The sequence below is a fragment of the Anoxynatronum sibiricum genome, assembly GCF_039414295.1.
Taxonomy (GTDB): Bacteria; Bacillota; Clostridia; order Peptostreptococcales; family Tindalliaceae; genus Anoxynatronum; species Anoxynatronum sibiricum.
The window spans coordinates 1-23754 of the sequence record NZ_JBCITM010000017.1; the positions used below are offsets into that span (position 1 = coordinate 1).

General features: G+C 49.7%; 15 protein-coding genes. 14 read left to right on the forward strand and 1 reads right to left on the reverse strand.

Annotation, left to right across the window (positions count from 1 at the left end):
* The first annotated feature begins 288 nt into the window (after nucleotides 1-288).
* Nucleotides 289-3333: a stalk domain-containing protein gene (locus AAIG11_RS13705; protein ID WP_343186798.1), complete on the forward strand. Its 3045-nt coding sequence runs from the start codon at nucleotides 289-291 to the stop codon at nucleotides 3331-3333.
* A gap of 251 nt (nucleotides 3334-3584) precedes the next feature.
* Here the strand turns inward: AAIG11_RS13705 and AAIG11_RS13710 are convergent, their stop codons facing one another.
* Nucleotides 3585-5483, reverse strand: a complete 1899-nt coding sequence (locus AAIG11_RS13710; RefSeq protein WP_343186799.1) for a gluzincin family metallopeptidase — start codon at nucleotides 5481-5483, stop codon at nucleotides 3585-3587.
* Between the two features lie 378 nt (nucleotides 5484-5861).
* Between AAIG11_RS13710 and cysK the strand changes: the two genes are divergently transcribed.
* From cysK to AAIG11_RS13775, 13 genes are all read left to right on the forward strand, one after another.
* Nucleotides 5862-6800: a cysteine synthase A gene (cysK, locus tag AAIG11_RS13715; RefSeq protein WP_343186800.1), complete on the forward strand. Its 939-nt coding sequence runs from the start codon at nucleotides 5862-5864 to the stop codon at nucleotides 6798-6800.
* A 149-nt stretch (nucleotides 6801-6949) separates the two neighbouring features.
* On the forward strand, nucleotides 6950-7867 hold the full coding sequence (gene glsA, locus AAIG11_RS13720) for a glutaminase A (RefSeq protein ID WP_343186856.1): 918 nt from the start codon (nucleotides 6950-6952) through the stop codon (nucleotides 7865-7867).
* 215 nt (nucleotides 7868-8082) lie between these two features.
* Nucleotides 8083-8532: an RrF2 family transcriptional regulator gene (locus AAIG11_RS13725; RefSeq protein WP_343186801.1), complete on the forward strand. Its 450-nt coding sequence runs from the start codon at nucleotides 8083-8085 to the stop codon at nucleotides 8530-8532.
* A 255-nt stretch (nucleotides 8533-8787) separates the two neighbouring features.
* Complete coding sequence (locus AAIG11_RS13730; RefSeq protein WP_343186802.1) at nucleotides 8788-9651, forward strand: tRNA threonylcarbamoyladenosine dehydratase; 864 nt, start codon at nucleotides 8788-8790, stop codon at nucleotides 9649-9651.
* On the forward strand, nucleotides 9648-12266 hold the full coding sequence (locus AAIG11_RS13735; RefSeq protein WP_343186803.1) for a DNA translocase FtsK: 2619 nt from the start codon (nucleotides 9648-9650) through the stop codon (nucleotides 12264-12266). Before AAIG11_RS13730 ends, AAIG11_RS13735 begins: the two co-directional genes overlap by 4 nt.
* 348 nt (nucleotides 12267-12614) lie before the next feature.
* A complete protein-coding gene (locus AAIG11_RS13740) occupies nucleotides 12615-13286 on the forward strand; it encodes a response regulator (RefSeq protein ID WP_343186804.1) in 672 nt (223 codons plus the stop codon).
* On the forward strand, nucleotides 13279-15735 hold the full coding sequence (locus AAIG11_RS13745; protein WP_343186805.1) for an ATP-binding protein: 2457 nt from the start codon (nucleotides 13279-13281) through the stop codon (nucleotides 15733-15735). Before AAIG11_RS13740 ends, AAIG11_RS13745 begins: the two co-directional genes overlap by 8 nt.
* Before the next feature lie 247 nt (nucleotides 15736-15982).
* Nucleotides 15983-16345, forward strand: coding sequence for a hypothetical protein (locus AAIG11_RS13750; RefSeq protein WP_343186806.1), 363 nt, complete (start codon nucleotides 15983-15985; stop codon nucleotides 16343-16345).
* Nucleotides 16346-16430: 85 nt separating this feature from the next.
* Entirely contained in the window at nucleotides 16431-18719 is a 2289-nt protein-coding gene (locus tag AAIG11_RS13755) for an EAL domain-containing protein (RefSeq protein ID WP_343186807.1), read from the forward strand.
* A gap of 109 nt (nucleotides 18720-18828) precedes the next feature.
* Nucleotides 18829-20490 carry a methyl-accepting chemotaxis protein gene (locus AAIG11_RS13760; RefSeq protein WP_343186808.1) on the forward strand — a complete coding sequence of 554 codons (1662 nt, stop codon included), beginning with the start codon at nucleotides 18829-18831 and terminating at the stop codon, nucleotides 20488-20490.
* 517 nt (nucleotides 20491-21007) lie between these two features.
* Nucleotides 21008-21748 carry a FadR/GntR family transcriptional regulator gene (locus AAIG11_RS13765; RefSeq protein WP_343186809.1) on the forward strand — a complete coding sequence of 247 codons (741 nt, stop codon included), beginning with the start codon at nucleotides 21008-21010 and terminating at the stop codon, nucleotides 21746-21748.
* 279 nt (nucleotides 21749-22027) lie between these two features.
* Nucleotides 22028-23092: a TRAP transporter substrate-binding protein gene (locus AAIG11_RS13770; protein ID WP_343186810.1), complete on the forward strand. Its 1065-nt coding sequence runs from the start codon at nucleotides 22028-22030 to the stop codon at nucleotides 23090-23092.
* Nucleotides 23093-23230: 138 nt separating this feature from the next.
* On the forward strand, nucleotides 23231-23749 hold the full coding sequence (locus AAIG11_RS13775) for a TRAP transporter small permease (protein ID WP_343186811.1): 519 nt from the start codon (nucleotides 23231-23233) through the stop codon (nucleotides 23747-23749).
* Nucleotides 23750-23754 lie beyond the last annotated feature (5 nt).

Sequence of the window (23754 nt, forward strand, 5' to 3'; positions counted from 1 at the left end):
TCGCCACTATCCTTGATAATAGAGGATAGGAATACCCTTTCTCAAAGCAATATCACCCCTCAAAACTGATTCTAAGCGCAAAAAAGCCATGTTTCATCTCTAAAACATGACTTTTTCGACAACCTCACACTGTCCCTTTGGACAGTGTCAAAAACATAACCAGCCTATATAATGGTATTGATACGGAATTCCAGGAGCAAAAACCAGAACCAGGTCCACCGTTGGTATCTGATCACTGTTCGATGACAACCCATGGAGAAGCATCCTACAATCAAGGAGGAACACACAATGAAACAGCAAAAACGCATCGCCTGGATCATGATGCTGGCCATGATCATGAGTCTCATCACCCCCATGGCAGCACTGGCCAATGGGCAAGAGCCACCACTTTGGCAAGATCCACAACTTGGGCAAGGACCAGGAGCTGGTTCCCAATTACCGCCACCGATGCCGCCACCGCCACCGCCACCAACTTCTGATTCAGGTTCTTCTGGTTCAGATTCTCAACCACCGCCATCGGGATCAACACCCGCCACGCCGCCCACACCCAGTCATAGTTTTGACATGGGTGACGGTGCCATAACCATCAGGCCGGGGACTGCACCATGCATGGGAATGATAGCCGTGGAACAAGATACAGTGACCAGCCATGTGTATGCAGTGGATACCATCCGCATCAGCGGCTCTGGAAACAATCAAATTGTGGCAGATGGCGTAACAGCCAACATCACGCTGAGGGATGTCAATATCAATATCAATATCCATATGTCCTCAGCCAACCCTGCCTTCAAATTGAAGAACAACGCCACGGTAACCCTCACCCTGGAAGGAAACAACACCTTGCGAGGTGGAGAGGGAGGTGCTGGTGTACAGGTGCCAACAGGTAGCACCCTTACCATTGGTGGAAATGGAACTATCACCGTTGCTGGTGGTGACGGTGATGATTATGGGAGTGGTAATGGTGGTGCTGGCATTCATGGCTCAGGTACCATCAACCTGACAGGCGGCGTCATTACTGCCATGGGAGGCGGCGGTGGTGATGCTATTGGTATGCCGAACAATGGCGGTGCTGGAATTGATGGGCAGGGTGGTGCTATCAATCTGACTGGTGGTGTTGTGACCGCCACAGGAGGCAGTACCGTCAGGGATTGGAGTACTGCAGGGGTGGGCATCCGGGGGAATGTCACCATCGGTGGCGGCACCGTGACGGCCACCGGGGGAAGTACCACCAGGAATTTGAGTTTTGCAGGAATGGGCATCCAGGGGAATGTCACCATCAGTGGCGGCACCGTGACTGCCACCGGAGGCAGTACCACCGGAAATGAGAGTCGTGCTGCTGACGGCGTAAGGGGAACGGTTGACATCACTGGCGGCGCAGTGACCGCCACCGGGGGTGACACCACTGGGGATAGTAGCATATCAGGGTCCGGCATCTGTGGAGATATCACCATGAATGGCGGCGCAGTGACTGCCACAGCTGGCAACACCACTGGGAATAGCAGTGATGCGGAAGCTGGCATCTATGGAAGGGTCGCAGTTACCAGCGGCATATTGATTGCTACGGGCGGCAGCACCACTGGGAATAGCAGTGCCGCAGGAATCGGCATTTTGGAAAGCGTCGCCACTATCATCAGTGGCGGCACCGTGACCGCCGTTGGTGGTGACACCCAGGGATCTTCGAGTCAAGCAGGAGCCGGCATTTCTGGTGTTGCCATTCAACTCACCGGCGGCAGTATCACCGCTACAGGAGGCAGTGCCCAGGATATCAACAGTCTTGACGGATTCGGTATAAGGAATCAGGCGAGTTTTAATAACGGGCATATTGTCATTGAAAACCACCCCAGTCTGGTGGCCACCGGTGGTGGCAATGCCGCCCCTGTGGGTGTGCGTCCAGGTGGTTCAGGCACCCTTATCCTTCGAGACGGCAGTGGCAATGACCTCACCTACCTGCGAATGGAAATGAAGCAGGGAAGCACCCCTTTGGCCAACGCCCCCCTGAGCATTTTTTCCACAGCTGACCCCATCGGCATCGCCGGTACCACCAATGAAGACGGGGTGGTGGGCTTCTTTGTTCCCCGAACCCCAGCGACAGACCATACCCTTTCCATGAATCAGGGGAAGACATCAGCAGTGATACAGCCAGGAGACCGGCTCACCAGAAGCTACAGCCTGAACATGGCCAACGAAGCTGTGCTCACAGGTCTTGCCCTCACCACCGCTGAAGCAACCCCCGCACCAGTGCCCCTTACTCCCGCTTTTCAGGGAAACCAGCGTCACTACACTGCCCAGGTGAATCACCACCAGACAAGCCTGCACCTGTACCCCACAGCACCGGCAGCAGCCACCATCACCCTTCACCATGCCGCCGGTACCGGGACCAGTCCCTTTCAGCACATCCCCCTGCAGGAGGGAACCAATGACTTTAGGATTGTGAACCAGATCACTGATAACGATGCAGAAGTGATCTATCTGGAAACCTACACACTCAGCGTACATCGGGGAGCCCCCTTATCCGGCAACGCCGCCCTCGGTACCCTGAATCTAAGCAAGGGAACCCTTACTCCCGCTTTTGCAAAAGACCATTACCAGTACACCGCCACCGTGGCACATGCCATTGACACCCTCATACTTCAGGCAACCACTGAAGACACCCAGGCTACCCTGGCAGGAACCGGTACCAAAAACCTGAAAGTGGGCAGTAATCCCTTTGAAGTGACCGTTACGGCTGAGAATGGCAGCCAGAAGATTTATCACATTACCATCATCCGAAGCAGCGCTCCTACCGGCGGAAGCTCAGGCGGTTCTTCAGGCGGTTCAGGCAGGAATAATGACAGAGGCAGCACCGGCACCACGCCACCCGCCGGTAACCAGCCGCCAGCGGCAGCAACCAACACGGGAGATACTCCTCTCGGTGAAACCCAGGGGACGGACGGCATCACAGGCCAACGGCCTCCGGTCACCATCCGCCTCGCCATCGGCCAGGGCGAAAGCCAGGTAAACGGGACACCAACCCCCCTGGAAGCCGCCCCCTACATCGATCCAGTGAGCCACCGCACCATGATGCCCCTGCGTTTCATCAGTGAAGCTCTGGGAGCCACCGTCACCTGGAAGGCGGAAGCCCAGCAGGTGATCATCACCAGCGGCGATACGGAAATTATTCTCACTATTGGATCAACAGAAGCTCTGGTGAACGGTCTTCCCTTGACACTGGAAACCTCACCGGTGATCCAGCCCCCCGGGCGCACCTTTGTGCCCCTGCGGTTTATCAGCGAAGCCCTGGGAGTGAAGGTCACCTGGCATCCTGAAACCCAGGCCATCACCTTAACGCGCTAAATCAATGCGAAAGAATAAAACCATCAACACAACACATAAGCAATGAAACCTTCACCCATTCATCCATTCACCCATAGCCCACAAACCCTTGAAAACACGACCCCCTGGCAGCGATGAACCGTCGCCGGGGGGGTTATGTTGACGCAGTCAGGTTACTGTCACAAAAAACACCCGCTGAAAGGCGTTTCCATCAAAGGAAGCTGCCTCAGGCGGGTGTTTTTGCGGGTGTCTCTATGAGAGAAAAAAGCGGGTCAGCTGGCTTCCTGCAGCAGTATTTCATCTGCGTCTGCATCAGGGAACTCTTCATTGAGCACGTGCTCCACGTATTCAAAAAAACGGTCGTAAATGCCAATCAGGTTTTCTTCAACGAAGGGATCTGTGACGTTGGCGGCCTCCAGCATCTGCCGAAAAGAAAGGTTGGTTCCCAGACGGATCACCTGAGTGTATTTATCAAAGTTTTCTTGATAAGCTGCTTCGCTGATGGACAGAAAATCAAAGGCGGCCAGTGCTGACAAACCATAGGACGCATAATAAAGAGGCGTTTCGAAAAAGTGGGGGATGTCTGACCAGCCCAAAGAGACATCTGTGTCTGCAAAATAAAAGTCAATCCCATAAGCTTCTCCAACCTCTCGATAGAGCCGGTTGAGATTTTCCACCGTCAGATCTTCCGCAGGCATCTGATGAGCGGCGATTTCGAACTCGGCGGCAATGGCAGCATCCACCATAATCATCAGCTGATTGTTTAAGACCGAAAGAGTGCCGGCAGTGGCGTCTTCCTGAAGCAAATCCCCGGCATGGTACAAGAGAAGCATTTCAAGACCTGTGGAATGAGTTTCCAGGGTCTCCACATAGAAGCGATCGTGCTTCAAAACTGACCGCAGGGGAGTGCCTTCATAGGCCTCATAGACATCAGCAAGCAGGTGACCCAGTTCATGGATATACGACCACAGCATCACAATGGCAGAGCCTTCATTGATCATGTAAATGACTCCGTCGCCAGGGTACATCAGGGACATGGCGAAGGCTCCAAAATACCCGTCGGGATGATCATTGATTACCAGCAGGTTCCTCTCGATGCTGTCTCTTACCGGGGCTTCGAAGGGGGTGTGGTCAAAAAGATCCCAGATGGCCTCCAGGTACTGGTAATACCAGTCGTTTTCCTGGGAATCATCCAACCAGCTTTCAAAGGGGATCATTTCCTGAAGTGATGCCATCTCTTTTTTCAGCTCACTGAACATTTCGGTGGCGGTGCGTAGGGTATGAACCATTTCTTCAGTTGAAAAATCCCTTCCATAGTACTGCTCCATGGAAAAATCGGTATAGTTTTCATACCCCTGGCTGTGGGCGTAAGCATTTCGAAGGTTGATCAACTCAATGTAAAGGGGGGCGCGCAGCGCATTCCTTTTTTCAGAAATTTCCCAGTAAAGAGCATCAAATTCATCAGGGTCTAACGTATCATAAGCAATAAAAATGTCAGACATCGACAGGTCGTCGCCATCCACCTCAATGGTGATGCTGCTGTTGTTCAAAGCGGTTACCTGTGTGATTAGCTCCAGTTCCTGCAGCTCAAAACGGGCATTTGCCTCTGGGTCAATCTCATAAGCTTCGTAGGCGTTACCCAACACATCCCGCATCAACTGGTTGAAGGGGGAGTCAATCAGTTGCAGTACCAAATGAAAAAAGACCTCTTTCGCGGCGGCTGATTCAGTGGACACCTGGGTAAAATAGGCAAGCTGTGCTTCGTCGCTGAGATTCATACTATTGTCCAAGTTGGACAATGCCTGTACCCGAACAATCTCATCAATCAGTTGGGAAAATTCTATGAGAAGTTGGTACATCGCCTGGTACTCCTCGGTGGTGTGCATGTAAAGGTCGGCAGTGGCGGTGGCCAGCAGGTGCTCCATGTCGGCAGCGATTTCCTCACAAGGCCGCAAGTGAGGCGCCAGATCCCGGCTCATTTCTTCCAGAGGCAGCCGTTCTCTGGCGGGTGGTATGTAGGTGCCTTCGGCAATGGGATAGGCAGCTGCGAAACCGGGAAGAGCACTGGTAAAAAAGAACGTGATGATCAGAAGGAGGGAAATGAGTTTCTTTCCTGTTCGGACACCTGCAAACGCGCTAAAAAGGGTGTGTGAGGGGGTTGGCTTGATCAAAGGGCATTCTCCGTTCAAGGGTAGTAGGGTAAAGGATTCTGAGTAATCGACAGCGGTGGATCAGTCATGGCAGATACAGGCAGTGCCCCCAGCGTGTGACTGGCACCGAAGCCGGCAACGGGAGGGGATATTCATCACAGGGCATGGAAATGCCATGGGTGATCCAATGGGTCTATTATATCCGACTTTAATCTTTCGAAAAAGCAATTCATGTAAAATAACTGTTATTTTCATCGGGATGCCGGTTACAAGATCGTGATAAGAGGAATAAGCGTTGACAGGCGATGAAAAAGATGGTAAATTAAACACATAAAACATATCGGTTATATATGATTTAATGGCAGCGTCGTCAACAAGAAAGAAGAAGGAGGCCATTTCATGGCGAAAATTGCACAAAACCTGACAGATCTCATTGGCAACACCCCCCTCTTGGAACTGAGAAGCTTTGGAAAAAGCGAAGGAGCCCAGGCGCGCATTCTGGCAAAGCTGGAGGCTTTTAACCCCGGAGGCAGCGTGAAAGACCGCATTGGCCTGGCCATGGTACAGGATGCAGAAGAAAAAGGCCTGCTGAAAGAAGGCAGTACCATCATCGAACCCACCAGCGGCAACACAGGCATTGCACTGGCCTTTGTGGCAGCCGCCCGGGGCTACCGGCTGATTCTCACCATGCCGGAGACTATGAGTGTGGAACGACGCAATATGCTGAAAGCACTGGGAGCTGAACTGGTACTCACTCCCGGCCCTGAAGGGATGAATGGGGCCATTGCCACCGCCAAAGAGCTGGTGGCATCCAACCCGGGAGCCTTTATGCCCATGCAGTTTGAAAACGAAGCCAACCCGGCAGTTCACCGGCGTACCACAGCAGAAGAAATCTGGCAGGATACCGATGGTCAGGTGGATTTCTTTGTGGCCGGGGTTGGCACCGGCGGCACCGTCACCGGTACCGGTGGGGTGCTGAAAGAACGAAATGCTCAGCTGAAGGTGGTGGCCGTTGAGCCGGACGACTCTCCTGTGCTTTCTGGTGACAAGCCCGGGCCCCATAAGATTCAGGGTATTGGTGCCGGGTTTATTCCCAAAGTGATGAAAATGGATCTGCTGGATGAAATAGTGCGGGTGAAGAACGACGAAGCCTTTGAAACAGCCCGAAAACTGGCGAAAACCGAGGGACTGTTGGCGGGTATTTCTTCTGGAGCTGCTGCCTTCGCCGCTGCAGAGCTGGCCCGTCGCCCGGAAAACAAAGGAAAAACCATTGTGGTGCTTCTGCCCGACACCGGCGAACGCTATCTTTCCACCCCGTTGTTCCAGGAAAACGAGTAAGGAAGCATCAAGAAAGGGTTTCATCTCCCTGTCAGAATTGATAAGATAAGCACAAGAGAAAGTCAGCGCATCATCAATGGTGAGCTGACGTGATTTGGGGAGAGGGGACAGAAAGAATGAAATGGGATCATCACGTTGAAGGAGAACGAATGCAGACACATCTTGAGAAACTGATCAAAGCCCATCGCCGCTGGACAGAGCAGGGAGCCGTTGCCACTTACATTCCAGAGTTAAGCAAGCAGCATCCAGACCTGCTGGGGATCAGCGTATGTCAGGCTGACGGAAGCCAATGGCATGCCGGCGACTGGCAGGCACCCTTCACCATCCAAAGCATATCAAAGGTGGTCACTTTTATTTGCGTTTTACTGGACAATGCGTATGAAACGCTGACGGAAACCATCAGTGTGGCACCCACGGCAGATGGTTTCAACTCCATTGTGAATCTGGAAACCAAAAACGAACACCGGCCTCTCAACGCCATGATCAACTCCGGTGCCATTGCCAGCATCGCCCTGGTGAAGGGTGAGACAATGGCAGCAAAATACCAGCGCATTCTTCAAATGATGGCGGATATGACAGGCCGCGACAGCCTGCAGGTGAATGAAGCGGTTTACCAGTCAGAAAAACGCACCGGCGATCGGAACCGAGCCCTGGCTTATTACATGAAAAGCACGGGCATCATTCAGGGAGAAGTGGAAGAATTGCTGGATGCCTACTTTAGGCTCTGTTCCCTGGAGGTTACCTGCAAAGACATTGCTGTGATGGCAGCGGTGCTGGCCTGTGATGGCTTCGCTCCTCTCGCGGGCAAAACCCTTTTTGACGCCAAAACCGCCCGAATTGTCAAGGCAGTGATGACCACCTGCGGCATGTACGATGGTTCTGGTGAGTTTGCCGTTGATGTGGGTATGCCGGGAAAAAGCGGTGTGGGCGGCGGCATCATGGCCGTTTCTCCCAGAAACATGGGCATCGGTGTCATGGGCCCTGCCCTGGATGCCAAGGGTAACAGCCTGGGAGGGTGGAAGCTGCTACAAAGCTTGTCCCGGGATTGGGACTTGAATATCTTCTAACTCAATGACTGAACCTCTGAGCGCTTAAGGCCTTGAAATCCTTAAGATCAGGGGTTTTTCTTCATTGACAGGAGCGCTTGGTAACGGTATATTTGTAAGGGTCATCTATAAGAAAGACAGGGCATCAAAAACTGGCGGTATCCGTTGCCAACAAAGACTTCATGAGATCATAAGTAGAAAAAAAGCGCTAAAACCTTTTAAAGGAGCGGGGTACCATGAAACTTTCAACAAAGGGCCGCTATGGACTTCGGGCGCTGGTTGACCTGGTGCTGTATGCCCAAGGTGAGCCTATGCCCCTGGCGAGTATTGCCGGGCGGCAGGCGATATCAGTACAGTATCTGGAGCACGTCTTTTCTGCTCTGCGCAAAGGCGGTATCGTGAAGAGCATCAAAGGCCCCCGGGGTGGATATGCCCTGGCAGAGCCGCCGGAAAAAATGACCGTTAGTCGGGTGCTTCAAGCTGTTGAAGGCACTCACGCCATTGTGCAGGAACTTGGCAAAGAGGAAGAAAAATCGGAAAACACCATTGAACAGGTGATCCGTGAATCCTTGTGGCAACCCATCGATGAAGCTGTTGCCAGCGTACTTGAACAGGTCACCCTGGCAGATTTGGCTGAGGAAGCCCGCCGGAAGGAAAGCGACAACAGCCCCATGTTCTACATTTGATGTGACGGTTCTTCATCCACTATCGATCAAGCTGATTCCTTCAATGTGATCTCATAGGGTTCAACCATTTACTGTAATCGTCAGGTGTGCCAGATTCGCCATAAATGAAACAAACCCTTCGGTCAAACGTCTGCATTTTATGAAAACCATCAGGAAAGCTCATTTTACGAAAGCCCATTGCCATCTGACTGACGACTTCATGGAAAGGGTGCCATGGAAAAGCATCATGGAAATTGTGAAAGAGGAAGTGAAAGAATGCTGCATGCGTTTTCAAGAACAGAAATGCTCCTGGGAAAGCAGGGGCTTGAAAAACTTGGCAACAGCCGGGTGGCTATTTTTGGCATCGGCGGCGTGGGAACCTTTGCCGTGGAGGGTCTGGTGCGTTCCGGCGTGGGGAAATTTCTGCTGGTGGACGACGATCAGGTATGCCTCACCAATTTGAACCGGCAAATTCACGCCACCCGAAAAACCATCGGCAAACCCAAGGTGGAAGTGATGCGGGAACGCATTCTGGAGATCAATCCAAAGGCATCGGTGGCAGTCTTTCAGCGGTTTTATCTGGCAGAAAAGACCGCCCCTCAAGGAGAGCCTGCCGGACGGGCGTCTGACGGGCAACTTCCTTCGGGAGCCGGCTTACCTCCCGTTGAAAATGGGCTCGCCTGGGAAGAAGTGCTGGCCTTTCACCAGACACCGGGCCAGCAGATTGACTATATCATTGACGCCATCGACACCGTATCTGCCAAGCTGGACCTGGTGGTGAAGGCCCAGGCGGCAGGCATTCCCGTGATCAGTGCCATGGGAGCCGGCAACAAGCTGGACCCTACCCGCTTTGAAGTGGCCGATATCTATCAAACCGTCAACTGTCCCCTGGCGAAGGTCATGCGCAAAGAGTTGCGCCGCCGGGGTGTGTCGGGCTTGAAAGTCGTTTATTCTCAGGAAGAACCTCTGAAGCCTCTGGAAGAAGAAAGCAACAGCTGTCACAGCAGCTGCGTCTGCCCTGGGGGTACCTCCCGTACCTGTACCACCCGCAGGGCCATTCCCGGCAGTGTGTCCTTTGTGCCCTCCGTGGCCGGACTGATACTGGCCGGAGAAGTGATAAAGGATTTGATCGCCTCATGACAAACAACCGCACACCCTCCACTGGTCGACCATCATCCCGCAGCACTTCCATGAAAAAGCGAAGTCTCATTCAATCATTCCTGCCCCTGTGGCTGGGATATGGGGTGCTGGCAGCGCTGATCTTCTGGCGTTTATCCGGGTTCTGGCTGCCCCTGCTTATTAATCTGGTGCTGTTCCTGGCAGCAGTGCGGTTAATGGGCAGCCTGCGGCGGCACCGGTCATCACGGCAACGACAGCAGCAGCGCCGAAAGCTGCAGCCTACCCGCAGGAGAACAGTTTCTGCAGACCGAAGAGGAAAACCTGGCGAATCCGACGGACAGACAAAGAGCCCGCCAATGCTGGAACCGCTTTATGAAACAGGCGAAAGAACACGCAACACGGCAAGCACCCGACGGGAAATCTCCCTGCCCTTCGACACAGCTCCCCGTCCCCTGCCGGCCTACGACCCTGAGACAGAACGGCAGCAGCCGTTGGAAGGACAGAGTACTGCAACTGGTTCATCCGCCAGGGAGGCAACTACATCTGAAGAATCCTGGCAGGCACATCTGCGGCAGCTGAACACCCGGATTGAAGAAAGCCGCAAACAAATGGAAGCTGAAAAACGGGAACAACTGGCCCGGGAAGCCCGGGAACGGCATATTCATCAAGAGTTGAAAGTGCTGTATCCAGAAAAATATGAAACTCAGCAATCGCAAAACGTCCCGCCGGCAGAGAAAGCATATGAGGTAAAAGAAAATCTTTCTGCCGGAGAAGAAGCTTCCTTTGAAGAGAAGGGTATCAAAGAAAAAAATGGCGCTGAGAAGGCTGATAATGAGCGCGCAATCTCTCCTGAAAAGGATTCTTTGCCCGATGAGCCGACCTCACCAGAGACCCTGCTTCGGCAAACCATTACCTTCTCAGGGAAAACCAGTTTCAAACCAGCATACCATCAGGCTTCATCACCAGATTCTTCAAAGGCTGATGCTGCTGAATCCATGAAATCTGCGGGTACGGAACCCCAGCAGTCCACCCGGCAACCCTTTCAACAATCCGCTTCGCAAGCTTCTCAGGAAGCACCACCGTCGCGGGAAACCTCTGTGCCGGCTCAGGCGGCGGGCAATTTGAGGCAACAGATCATTGAAAGCGATGCCCAGCCTCCCCGCCCCTACCGCCAGCCACCCCTGTATCTGTTGCAGCGGTCGGAGGATGCCGCCCCGGAAACCGATGAAGAAGCTCTGTTGGAACAGGCCATTTTACTGGAAGAAACCCTGGAGAGCTTCGGCGTGAAAGCCAAGGTGAACCATGTGACCCGGGGGCCCGCCATCACCCGGTTTGAACTGCAGCCGGAACGGGGGGTGAAGGTGAGTAAAATCACCGGACTCAGCGACGACATCGCCCTGAACATGGCGGCCCGCACCATCCGAATTGAGGCCCCCATTCCCGGAAAAGCCGCCATTGGTATTGAACTGCCCAATGAAGAAACCGCCATGGTCTCTTTCCGTGAGATGGTGGAATCACCTCTTTATCACCAGTTTCTTTCTCCCCTGCCCTTTGCCCTGGGGAAAAACATCGCCGGAGAAGCAGTGGTTTTTGACCTCGCCAAGGCACCTCACCTGCTCATTGCCGGTGCCACCGGCTCGGGAAAAAGCGTGTGCATCAACACCCTGATCCTCAGCATTCTCTATAGTGCTCACCCCGATGAGGTGAAACTGCTCCTCATTGACCCCAAGGTGGTGGAGCTGAATCGCTACAACGGCATTCCCCATCTCATGGCCCCCGTGGTGTCAGATCCGAAAAAAGCCACTGCCGCACTGAAATGGGCCGTGAAAGAAATGGAAGGCCGTTACCAGGCCTTCGCCGAAAAAGGGGTGCGTGACATCGCCGGCTATAACAACAAAACGCCGGAAGACCCCATGTACTGGATGGTGATCATCATCGATGAGCTGGCAGATCTGATGATGGTGGCCGCCCGGGAGGTGGAGGATTCCATCTGCCGCCTGGCCCAGATGGCCCGGGCCGCTGGCATTCACCTGGTAATTGCCACCCAGCGTCCCTCGGTGGACGTGATCACCGGCCTCATCAAGGCCAACATCCCCTCCCGGATCGCCTTCTCCGTGGCCTCCCAAATTGACTCTCGTACCATTCTGGACATGGCCGGGGCTGAGAAGCTTTTGGGCCGGGGCGACATGCTTTTTTACCCCACAGGAGCCAGCCAGCCCATGCGGGTGCAGGGAGCCTTCCTCACCGACGACGAGGTGATGGATACCGTCAACCACCTGCGCCAGTATGAAAGCGGAAACCAGCTGGAAGAAGCCCTTCAGGAAGAAATGCGCACCGCCGCCATGGAACCGGAGGAAGAGTCTGAAACAGAGTCAGAGGAAGTGTTTGAACAGGCCCTGCGGCTGGCCTTCGAACAGCAGCAGATTTCCATCTCCATGCTCCAGCGAAAGCTGCGCATGGGCTTCAACCGGGCCGCCCGGCTCATTGATGAAATGGAAGAAAAGGGCTACGTGGGCCCCAGCGAAGGCACCAAACCCCGCAAGGTGATTTCTGCCACCGGGCGGGTATCGCCGCAGGAAGGCATTTCAAGTGATGATCATCAACAAGACAAGACAGACATCCCCATCACCACTTGATGTGTGACCCTGTCTTATATGCTGTTTGAGGAAACTGCAAGAACTCATATGCTGACGATCATAGGATCATCTTAAGGCAACCCCGCTCCGCGTTGTTGAATACCCAACGCGGAGCGGGGTTTTTGTAATTTGACAAAAGAAGATGGAGGATAGCCGTTTGTGATTCAGTGAACAAATGCGAATATTAAGCCAGTTCCATCTTCTTGCCGGAAGGCAATCATGAGGTGTAGACTCTTTGACAGAGGGTATATACTAAACAAAAAATAGAACTAAATAGAACCTATAGGATGCCAGTTATGATGCAGTAACAACTGGATGCATGTTGTTTAAATAAAGGGAGTGCGATTAATGATTCGAATAGTCATTGCTGAAGACCAGGAGTTATTGGCAGAACTGTTGGAAGAAATGCTGGCACATGTGCCGGATATGGAGGTCGTTGCCCGGGCCTCCAATGGGGAGGAAGTCATTGGGTGTGTTAGGAAACACCAACCGGATGTGGTGCTAATGGATCTTAGGATGCCTAAATTGGAAGGCATAGAGGCAACGACAATCATAAAGGCAGAGATGCCAGACGTGAAAGTGTTGATTTTGACTGCCTCAGAAGAAGAGAAAGATGTGAGGGAAGCGCTTCAAGAGGGAGCAGATGGCTACTTGCTGAAAAAGAGTCATAAGTCAGAGTTGCTGTTGGCGGTAAGAGGTGTGTTTGCAGGGATGCAGGTCCTGGGAAATCAGGTGAAGCAAAAGGCCTATAGCCAGCAACAGATTTCAGGTGATCATGGTAAAGCAGACACTATAAAAAGCACAATGACCGAAAAAGACTTTACAGAACGGGAACTGGCAGTTCTTAAATGTCTTGCAGAGGGAAAACAGCCTGACGAGATTGCCAGTGAGCTTTACCTGTCAGAAGGCAGGATTCGGAATCAGATCACAGAAATCATCAAAAAAGCAGGTGTAAAAGATCGAACACAACTGGCTATTTACGCTTTGCGCCTGAGAATGGAGAATGCCACCCATGAATAAACCTTCCCTAAAAAATCGAAGAAAAAAGATCGTCTTGAAACGTTACCATGAGACCAATGAGCAGCTGTCAGCCATTCTGAACATACAGCAAGAGATGATTTGCCGCTTTACGGCGGAAGGAGTGCTTGTTTACGTCAATGAGGCCTACTGCAGGGCATTTGGCAAAAAAAGAGAAGAGCTCCAGGGATGTTCTTTTTTTCAATTGATTCCTCAAGAGCAGCACCAGGCTGTTCGTGAAAAAATAAAGCACCTGATAGCTACAGGTGAAACAATCACCTATGAACACCAGGTTCTGGATCAGGGAGGACATCGGCGTTGGCAACAGTGGACAGATACGGTGGCAAAGCGTGAAAACGGTCAGGTGGTGGAACTTCAATCATGCGGACATGATATTACCCGGCGGGTGAACTTGGAGCAGGAACTTCGTGCCCACCAGTTATTTTTGAACACACTCCTTACCAACACGCCAGCCGTAATTTATGCTTATCGGATTAATGGAAAAGGAGAAGTAACCATCAGTTACGTGAGTCCTAACATAGAAGCAGTACTGGGTGCTTCCTATACATCATTTATCAACAGTTACGACGAATGGTGCCGGCGGATTCATCCCGACGACCTGGAAAACTATCTACAAGTTAAAAGCAAAGGAGATGGCAAGGTTGAGTTCCGCGTTTTTGATCAGTGGGGGCGGATTAGGTGGTTATACGATCAACAGCGGGTACTGCAGGATTTAGGTAATCATAAAGAAGTGGTGGGATCACTTTGGGAAATTACAGATAGAAAAATGGCTGAGGCTGTCTCTCAACGGGCAGTCAAAGAAGCGCGAACTGCCAATGAAACGAAAAGCAGATTTCTGGCTAAAACCAGTCATGAAATCAGAAATCCCATCAACGGAATGATGGGAGCATTACAGCTTCTTGAGAACACAGCCCTTGACAACCGGCAAAAACGTTATGTAAGCCAACTCTCTCAATCATCTGAAAACCTGACCCGGATACTTGATGATATTTTGGATATTTCCAAGATGGAAGCGGGTAAACTGACATTGGAACATGTCACCATAGAGTTGATGGATCTCGTTGATACAGCAACAGTCCCTTATATACAGCAAGCGCAGCAAAAGGGTTTGGAAATAGAAAAGATGTTGTTACCATCGCTACATACTCAGATTAAAGGCGATCCCGTTCGCATCAGGCAAATTATTTCCAACATGCTCAGCAATGCCATTAAGTTCACGGAAAATGGACGAGTGCGTATCAGATCGATGATTGAGGAAACCGAATCAGAGGTGAAGATACTGGGGGGTGCTGTGGGAAAGCAGTTCATCATACAGGTACAAGACACAGGCATTGGAATGACAGATGAAGTCCAACGCACTCTTTTTGAACCTTTCATTCAGGCGGAGGCCTCCTTTACGAGGCGCTATGGCGGTACGGGTCTGGGAATGACCATTGTGAATGAACTGGTGAGTTTGATGCAGGGGAACATACGTGTGGAAAGCAAGCCGGATATTGGCACCACCATAACCGTAACCATACCTGTTGAAATCATCAGTGACACAACGACGCTGCTTAAGGATGATGAGCAACTAAAAGGAAGTCACTTTTTACTGGTGAATCTTTCCTCTGGTGAAGGTCATGGGATGACAACGATCCTCGAGAAGCTGGGATGTCATGTAACCAGCGTGGAAGAAGTGGAACAGGCACTGAAGGTGCTGATGAACCAAGAGGAGACACAAACCCTTTACCAGGGTGTCATTATGGCAGAAAAGCTGAAAGGAATGACCAGCGATGATTTTGTGGATATCATTCGAAAAATACCGTCAATCAGCCAAACGCCCTGCTGTCTTCATCACAGTTTCAGTATGATGGATCGGATGAATGACGCTGAGCAGGGTCAGATAGTTCATTGGCAGCGTTATGATGCGGTGATGGGGACACCCTTGAAACGATCAGAAGTCATCGCAAGCCTTCTGAAGATGCAACGGACCAATGGCAAAAAAGCGGAGGAGAAGAGTACTGCATTTCGAGAGGGTGATGAAAGTCTTCAGGAGGTGCCGGTTCCCCTGGAAATTCTGGTGGCAGAAGACCAGGAGGGAAACCGGGAGCTGGTGTTGGAAATGCTGCATATCAGCGGGTATAAGGCGACAACGGTCGCCAACGGAGAAGAAGCAATCAAGGCTTGTGAGGGTAAGGCGTTTGATCTGATATTTATGGATTGGCAAATGCCATATGTGAATGGCGATGAAGCCACGCGCCGCATTCAGGAAGGAAGTGCTGAAAAAAAGCCCTTGATTGTGGCAATGACCGCAGTGGTGATGCCTGAAGAAAAGAAAGCATGTTTGAAGGCTGGCGTGGCAGGCATTATGGAAAAACCTATTAAAATGAAGACGTTGAAGCACTGGTTAAAACAAGCTGCTTTACTTCGAGAAGAAAATCAACCAAAATGAATCATATTCAAAACGGTGCCGTTGGCGCCGTTTTTTCTTGAAATCATTTCATAAAGGCGCGTTCAGAAACCTCGAAGGAGACGCTCGTCATACTTGACAAAAAAGTGAATATTTCACGCGACTTCCCATTGGGAAGAAGTGGACGGTTTACCAATGGTGAGGCCTTCACGACTATTGATTCAAGCGTTTCACAGGAATCAAAGAGGTGTAAAAGTAGATTAAGAAAAGCAAAGAAGGGGCGATAGAGATGGAACATCATCGTAGACTCATCGAATACCAGCAGTTTCTGGACGAAACAGAAATAAGCGAGAAAAGAGCCCGTGAGCTTTACCTGTCTTTTGCAGAAAATTTGAGCTGTCTGTTTGCCCAGATGGGAGAAGCTGTTCAGCAGATGGATAGAGATCGGGTACAGCAGGTGCTGCATGCCATGGCAGGACTGACAGATGGTTACAAAGTGCCAGTGCTACATGACGAAATTGTAGGAATGCAAATGATGCTTCGATCAAATCACCCGCTGTCATCAGCAACTTTTCTAAACCAGAAGAAGCAAACTGAACAAATCAATGAGCAAGTGCTGAAAGAAATATCTCATTTGACTCAGAAGCTGTAAACATCACAAGCATATGTACATAAAAGCAGCTGAAGATGGGTGAAGAGGTAGTGGTCGGCACTTCCGGTAGAAAGGGGGAGAACTCATGAGGACCATGCTGAAAACCACTGTGCTGAAAGCAGTTATTGGAGGAATGATTTTGGCAATGGGACTTCCTCTGCTAACCTCAGGCATGTCTCAAGAAGAACGGGTTTTTTATGGGGCTGACAGAGAGTATCCCCCCTGGTCGTATGAAAGTGAAGGCGCTTTAAAGGGGTTTGATGTCACGCTTCTACGGGAAATTTTCAGGGAAATCTCAGTTCCTTTGTCAATGGAAGGGATGGAATGGTCCCAAGCCCTCAGCACCATAGAAAATCGGGAGATTGATATCATAAGCTCCTTGATGAAAACAGAAGAGCGTAGTGAGTTTCTCCTGTTTTCAAAACCCATTGCCACCATCGAGAATACATTTTTTGGATTTCAGGATCGGGTGAACTTTTCAGTGGAAGACATGGCAAATTATCGGATTGGAGTGGGGCTGGCTCATGAAGATGCAGAGATTTTGGAAGATCTTTATGGTCAGGTGGAAAAGGTCTTTTACTCAAATCTTTCGGACGCAGTTCAGGCGCTGGCAAGAGGTGACATCGATCTTATTTTTGGGGAAACACAAACTCTTCGACATTATGCAATTGCAGCAGGGTTTCAGGGAGAGGTGAAACCAGTGGCGCCCGCCATTGTATTGAAAGAGTATCACTACGGCATTCGAAGGGATCGACCAGATCTTCAGGCAGCAATCAACGAAGGACTTGAGGTGCTAATTAAAAATGGAAGATATGAAACGCTTTATCGTCAATATATACACCAACCGTCACCCTATTTAATTGCTCAGCAACAGCGCCAGACAAGAAGTCAGAGGCTGTTGGCTGCTATGGGGATCCTAATGACACTTATGGTAGCCAGATACTGGGGAAAACATCAAAAGATGATGGAACTCCAGGGGGCCTATGAACAAATCAAAGCAATGGAGGCGGTGATGGGTGATCAGTTGGATCAAATGAAAATACAGCAACAAACCCTGCTCGAAAAAAAAGAACAGTTAAAGCATATGGCGTTCCATGATGACCTGACGACGCTTCCCAACTTGAAAGCCATGAAAGCGTTTATGACAAAGATAATAAATGAAATTGATCCCATAGAGGAAGAAGTGGCCTTTCTGTTGATGGACTTAGACAACTTCAAAAGTATCAACGATATGTATGGACACCATGTGGGTGACGAATTGTTGAAAAACTTAGCGAAAGATATGAAGCACGTGTTGCCGGAACAGGGATTTCTGGCGCGTACAGGAGGTGATGAGTTTTCCATTTGTGTGCCTGGAATCAGAAACCGACATGGGGTGACGGAACTGGCGGAAAGCATTAACGAGATCATGCGGGCGCCTCGTCGGGTATTGGGAGTACAGGTGTATATTAGTGCCGGAATTGGCATCTCCTTCTATCCCGCAGATGCAGTGGATGAAGACACCATGTTTGCCAGTGCAGAAGCGGCCATGTATCTGGCCAAAGGCAAAGGGCGCCACCAAGTGGAATGGTATTCCAATGAAATGCATCAGCGGTTATGGCAGCGGATGGAGGTGGAGGTGGATCTTCGTAAAGCGATATTTCGAAATGAGCTGAAGGTCCATTACCAACCTATTGTTTCTGCAAGGGATGAATCGATTATGGGACTGGAAGCGCTCCTGAGGTGGGAGCACCCTCAAAAGGGCATGGTTTCACCTGCGGTGTTCATCCCTGTGGCAGAGGAATCCGGTGAAATTGTGGCATTGGGCTGGTGGTCTATTGGACAGATTTGCAGGGATATTCATTATTGGGAGAACACCTTGTTGAAACAGATACGGGTATCGGTGAATCTGTCTTTAGATCAACTCCATCATCCAGACTTTATAGAACGATTTCATGAAACCTGCCAAAACATGAAAGTATCACCTTCGTGTTTCAGGTTTGAAGTAACTGAGAGCGTCACTATGGCCAATGTGAATGAAACAATCCATCGATTAAAGCAACTTAATGCCATGGGATGTGAGTTGTCCCTGGATGATTTTGGAACAGGATTTTCATCCATGAGCTACCTTCAGCAGCTGCCTGTGCAAGAACTGAAGATTGACAAGAGCTTTATCCGAAAAATGACAGATAAAAAGTCTCGGGAAATTGTCAGTACTATGATTCATATGGCTCACGTTCTCGGGAAAAATGTGGTGGCAGAAGGTGTTGAGAAAAAAGAAGAAGTGGATTGGCTTAAAGACTTCCAGTGCGACAAAATTCAGGGGTACTATTACCATCGGCCAATGCCGCTGGAAGAATTATTAAAGGTGGTGAGTGCCAATGGCAAGAGATGATGATAGTTGCCAGATAATTTGCGCGCTTGATCATGTTTGATAAAGAGAGATAACATGTTTGACAAAAGAGAGATAAATGGTGTGATAAATTAAAAAAGGGGTGGCAAATATGACAAAAAAATGGACTGAATCAATCACTTTTAAAACAGCAGTACCCATAGTCTTTGTGCTGATATTGATTTTCACAGCATCAGGGCTGGTGACCAGGAACGTGATTCGACAGGAGGTGCTTAATCAGTGGCAGATATCTGATCTGAAGCTGGTAAATGTGTATAGTGAACTGTTGGATGAAAGCGATGTGCAGGGATTTGTCGATAAAGTCTTCAGCGAAAATGACTTGGCCTATGCATTGTTCATTGATCGGGATGTTACCATTACAGCCCATAACAATCGGGACCGCATCGGTATCCAGCTAGATGATGCAGGAAGCATTGCCGCAGCGAGAGATGGTCAGGAATACTCGGACTACTTTCACTACTCCGTAACAGACTCTCTGGTGTTGGATGTACTTACGCCAATTTACCGAAATGGTGAACACATTGGCGCATTAAACATTGGCGTTTCTGTTGATGATGCCCGGGTTAACCAAATTCTGAGAGACAGCTTGGGAAGGATTATGTTGGTGACGATCATAGGTGGTGCAGCAGCCATTCTTCTGATCATCGGCATCAGCCAAAAGGTGGTTGTCAGCCCGTTGAAAGCAGTGACGGTGATGATTGAAAAACAGGGCAAGTTGGATTTTAGCCAGGATGATTCTTTGAAAGCCATCGACTATAAAGAACGCAAGGATGAGTTAGGCGTTATGGTGCGTTCTTTGTTTCATATGCAGGAGAATGTGAACAGTTTTCTTCATAAAACTCACTTGATGGGCAATCAGGTGGCTTCAACAGCTCAACAGCTGACAAGTATGGCGGGAGAAACAGCGAGGGCCGTGGAGGATGTGGCAGCCACCATTACTGAAATAGCAAGGGGAGCAACAGACCAAGCCAATGATACGGAAAAAGGCATGTCAACTGCCAGTAACTTGGGGCAGCAAATTGCCGGCAATCATGAGTTGACACTTCAGGCAACGGAGTTGGCTCAAAAAGTGAATGAACTGAAAGATGCAGGACGCATCTCCCTGAAGGATGTCATTGAGAAAACACATGAAAGTGGAGAAGCAGCCCAGAATGTAAGTGAAGTCATTGTGAAAACCAATGAGAGTGCACAGCAGATCAGAAATGCCAGTGCCATGATCAAGAGCATCGCAGATCAAACCAATCTACTGGCCTTGAATGCAGCCATTGAGTCCGCCAGAGCCGGAGAAGCAGGCAGAGGCTTTGCGGTGGTGGCTGATGAAATTCGGAAGTTGGCAGAGCAAACCAGCCGTTTCACAGATGATATTGAAAAAGTTATCGAAGAGTTGGCAGGTGCAACAGAAGAGGCTGTAGAAACCATGAAGAAAGTGGCTATGATCGTCAAGGAGCAAGAAGCAGGCATACAAGGTACCAGCCGGCAGTTTGATGGCATTGATGAAGCTCTGAAAGAACTTGATACATCCATGCAGCTTTTGAATAAGTCCAGTGTTGAAATGGAAGACAAAAAAAATCAAGTGATGGAGTTGGTACAAGGATTAGCGGCCATCGCAGAAGAAAATGCTGCCAGCACTGAAGAAGCATCGGCATCTGTGGAAGAACAAACAGCAGGGATGGAAGAAATTGCCAGTGCCACCCAGAACTTGTCAGAACTTTCACTGGAACTTCAAGAATCTCTGAAAGTCTTTAAGATATAGGGCGAATCACCTTAAACGAAACCAGCGTATTCGCAGGCAGGAAATCGGCAAAGGCAGCGAGGGGCATCTGATGAAAATGAAAGGAATCATTGAAAAACGTTCAAAGGAGCATAAAGGAGGAGCATAAAGGAGTATAGGTGAAACGAAAGACAAAGCATCAGAGAAGCATATAAGAAACTGGCAGCCCAAAAGGGGCTGTCAGTTTGATTTTGAAGGCAAAGAGCTTTGGTCAGGGCAACTGACACAGATAGAGCACAGGCACATAAAAAACAAAGACATCATACAAGTTGTAAAACTGCATTTTAAGGCAATAATAAAAATTATAAGAGTGGAATCCACGCTCAACAACGAGTGTGCGGGTTATGAAATATTTTAATAAACTGTTGACAGCGGAATGAAAACAAGTTAAAATGACAAAAACAAGAAAGTTGACATACAAGTTAGGCAGTTTAGTAAAAGGAGTCATTGAAGTCTGCTAACGCGCATTGGTTAATAGCGTCGAGAAAGGAGAATTGTCTTGGAACAAGCTCCAAAAAAAGCGGGAAGTCGCCCAAGTGAAAACGTTTACAGATATATTGAGCAAAAAATATTAAGTCAGGAGTGGACACCTGGGACCAAAATAGAATCAGAGAACCAGTTATCACAGAAGCTGGGTGCCAGCCGTATCTCGGTTCGAGAAGCCATTGAGAAAATGGTGGCATTGGATGTCCTGACAAAAAAGCAGGGCGGGGGCACTTTTGTCAATGAACTGTCCACATCCAGCTACTTGAATGGATTAATTCCCATGATCCTTTTAAACAAAGACAACTTGATGGATGTACTTGAGTTCAGAGAGATGATCGAAGCATCCTGCGCAAGACTTTGCGCTGAAAGGTGTGAAGAAGCCACCATTCGGGCGCTGGAAGAAAACTACCAGACCATGTGTCAGCATAACAACAAGTCAGCCGAGTTTGCAGAAGCAGACTATCAGTTTCATATGGAAATTGCTCAGGGAACCAATAATACCTTGATGATTAAAGTGAACAGCTTGCTGACGGATATTTGGAAGTTCCTTCAAGAAGAATTTAATCGGTATCTGGGCCCGGCCCGGGGTGTGGAGGAGCATCAAAAGATTCTTGAATCCATTAGGAACAGAGATCCTGAGCTGGCTGAACTCTTTATGAAGCGCCACATACAAAGAACCAGGCGAGAGATTCAGGCAATCAAAGATCAACAGGATCAACAAGATGAACAGAAACAGAAACAGGAGCAGGAGTAGGAACAGGAAAGCGCTGCAAACAGCTAAAAGAACAAGCAGGGCAGAAAATGGCTGGCGCAGGCCATTGGCAGATGCCCCATGAACAGGAAGTTTTTTACAAAAAAAAGATGTTATGCAGTGACGGAAGCCGTGGAATCAAAGAGGGACCGATGAGGTTAGTAATGATGCTGGGCAGCGAAGCGCCTGGAAACATTCATCATCAAAGGATGTTAAGGTGTCAGGGGAGAAGGCATTCGGAACGCTGTCAGGCCATTATATAAAAACAAAGGAGGATTACACATGAAGCATTTGAAAAAAACCATGGCATTGTTACTGGTGGCAGTATTGTTACTGGCAGGTTGTGGCAGTACCCCTGCTCAACCAAGCGAGCAGGAAACCGGTGGTGCCGCAGCAGCTGAACCAGAAAAAACGTATCTCATTCGAGCGGGCATTGGACTGAACGACCAGCATCCTCAGTATTTGGGTCTGGAAATTATGAAAGAGTACATAGAAAGAGAAAGTAATGGTCGTATTGAAATGCAGCTTTTTCACAGCAGTCAGCTGGGAGATGACATTCAAATGATGGAAGCCCTGCAGATGGGAAGCCAGGAGATCACATGTCCTTCTTCTGCACCCATTAGCTCCATTGATAAGCGGAACATGGTCTTTGACCTTCCCTTTCTCTTCCCAAGTGAAGAAGTGGCATCTGCCTTTCTGGATGGAGCCTTTGGACAAGAGCTGTTGGACGGTTTGGAAGACCATGGTTTAGTAGGCCTGGCCTATTGGGAAAACGGTTATCGACACCTGACCAACAGTGTGAGAGAAGTGCGTACTCCTGAAGATTTGCGGGGCCTGAAAATCAGAACAATGGAAAATCAAATTCACCTGGACTTCTTCAGAGAGCTTGGTGCCAACCCAACACCCATGCCTTTTGGGGAACTGTTTACAGCCATGCAGCAGGGCGTCGTGGATGGTCAGGAAAACCCGGTATCCACCATCTATCTGCAAAGCTTTTCAGAAGTGCAGGATTACACCACCTTAACAGGCCATGTATACAGCCCCTTTGTGTTGCTCATGAGCAAGGTTTTTTGGGATGAGCTGCCAGAGGATTTGAAAGAAATTGTTCAGGAAGCAGCTTATGTTGCCCAGGAAGAACAAAGAAGAATCAGCAGAGAATACGCTGATGAGATGGTGGAAGGTCTCCGAGAGCAGGGAATGACGGTGACAGAGCTAACTCTGGAAGAACTGCAAGCCTTCCAGCAAGTCACCAGTTCCACCATCGACAAGTTCAAAGGCGATATTGGAGCCGATTATGTGGATCAGGTGCTGGAAGAAATTCAACGGTTGACAAATGAAATGATGTAACCAGTCAGGTGTGGGGGTGTTTGAGGGACACTGGAACCAACACCCCCTGAAAAACTGGATAGAAAACTGAAAAGGAGTTTACCTGTTAAGCTCCTTTTTCGTTTGAGAGGGTGGAAGAAGGGGAGGCAAGTAGTTGAGATGAGCAAGCTGATGATTATTCCAAAGAGTCTGGGAAAAGTGAATCAGTTCATTGCGTTGATCATGAAGGCGGCCCTGGCTGTCAATCTGACGGTGATGGTAGGCATTGTTTTTTATGCAGTGATCAGCAGAAATATGCTCCATGCATCCATTGCGTGGGCGGAAGAGTTGTCCCGAATTCTGTTTTTATGGCTAGTTTTTTCCGGAGCAGTCTTGGGGCTTCATTATCGGGAGCATTTAGGCCTGACCATTCTGGTTGACCGATTCAATCCCCGGTGGAAACTGATTTTTGAGATGGTTGCATGGGTCTTGATTATCGTTGTCACAAGAGCCATGATCAACGGAGGCCATCGCATTGTGGAAGTGGTACACTCGGCAAGAACACCGGCTCTGGGGCTTCCCACTTCCATTAAATACTGGCCGGTGTTGGTGGCAGGGTATGCGATGATTCTCATATCCATCGAAAACCTGCTGTTTAGAACGGCAGATTTGGTTAAGGGCTTGCGACACAAATCTTAGGAGGT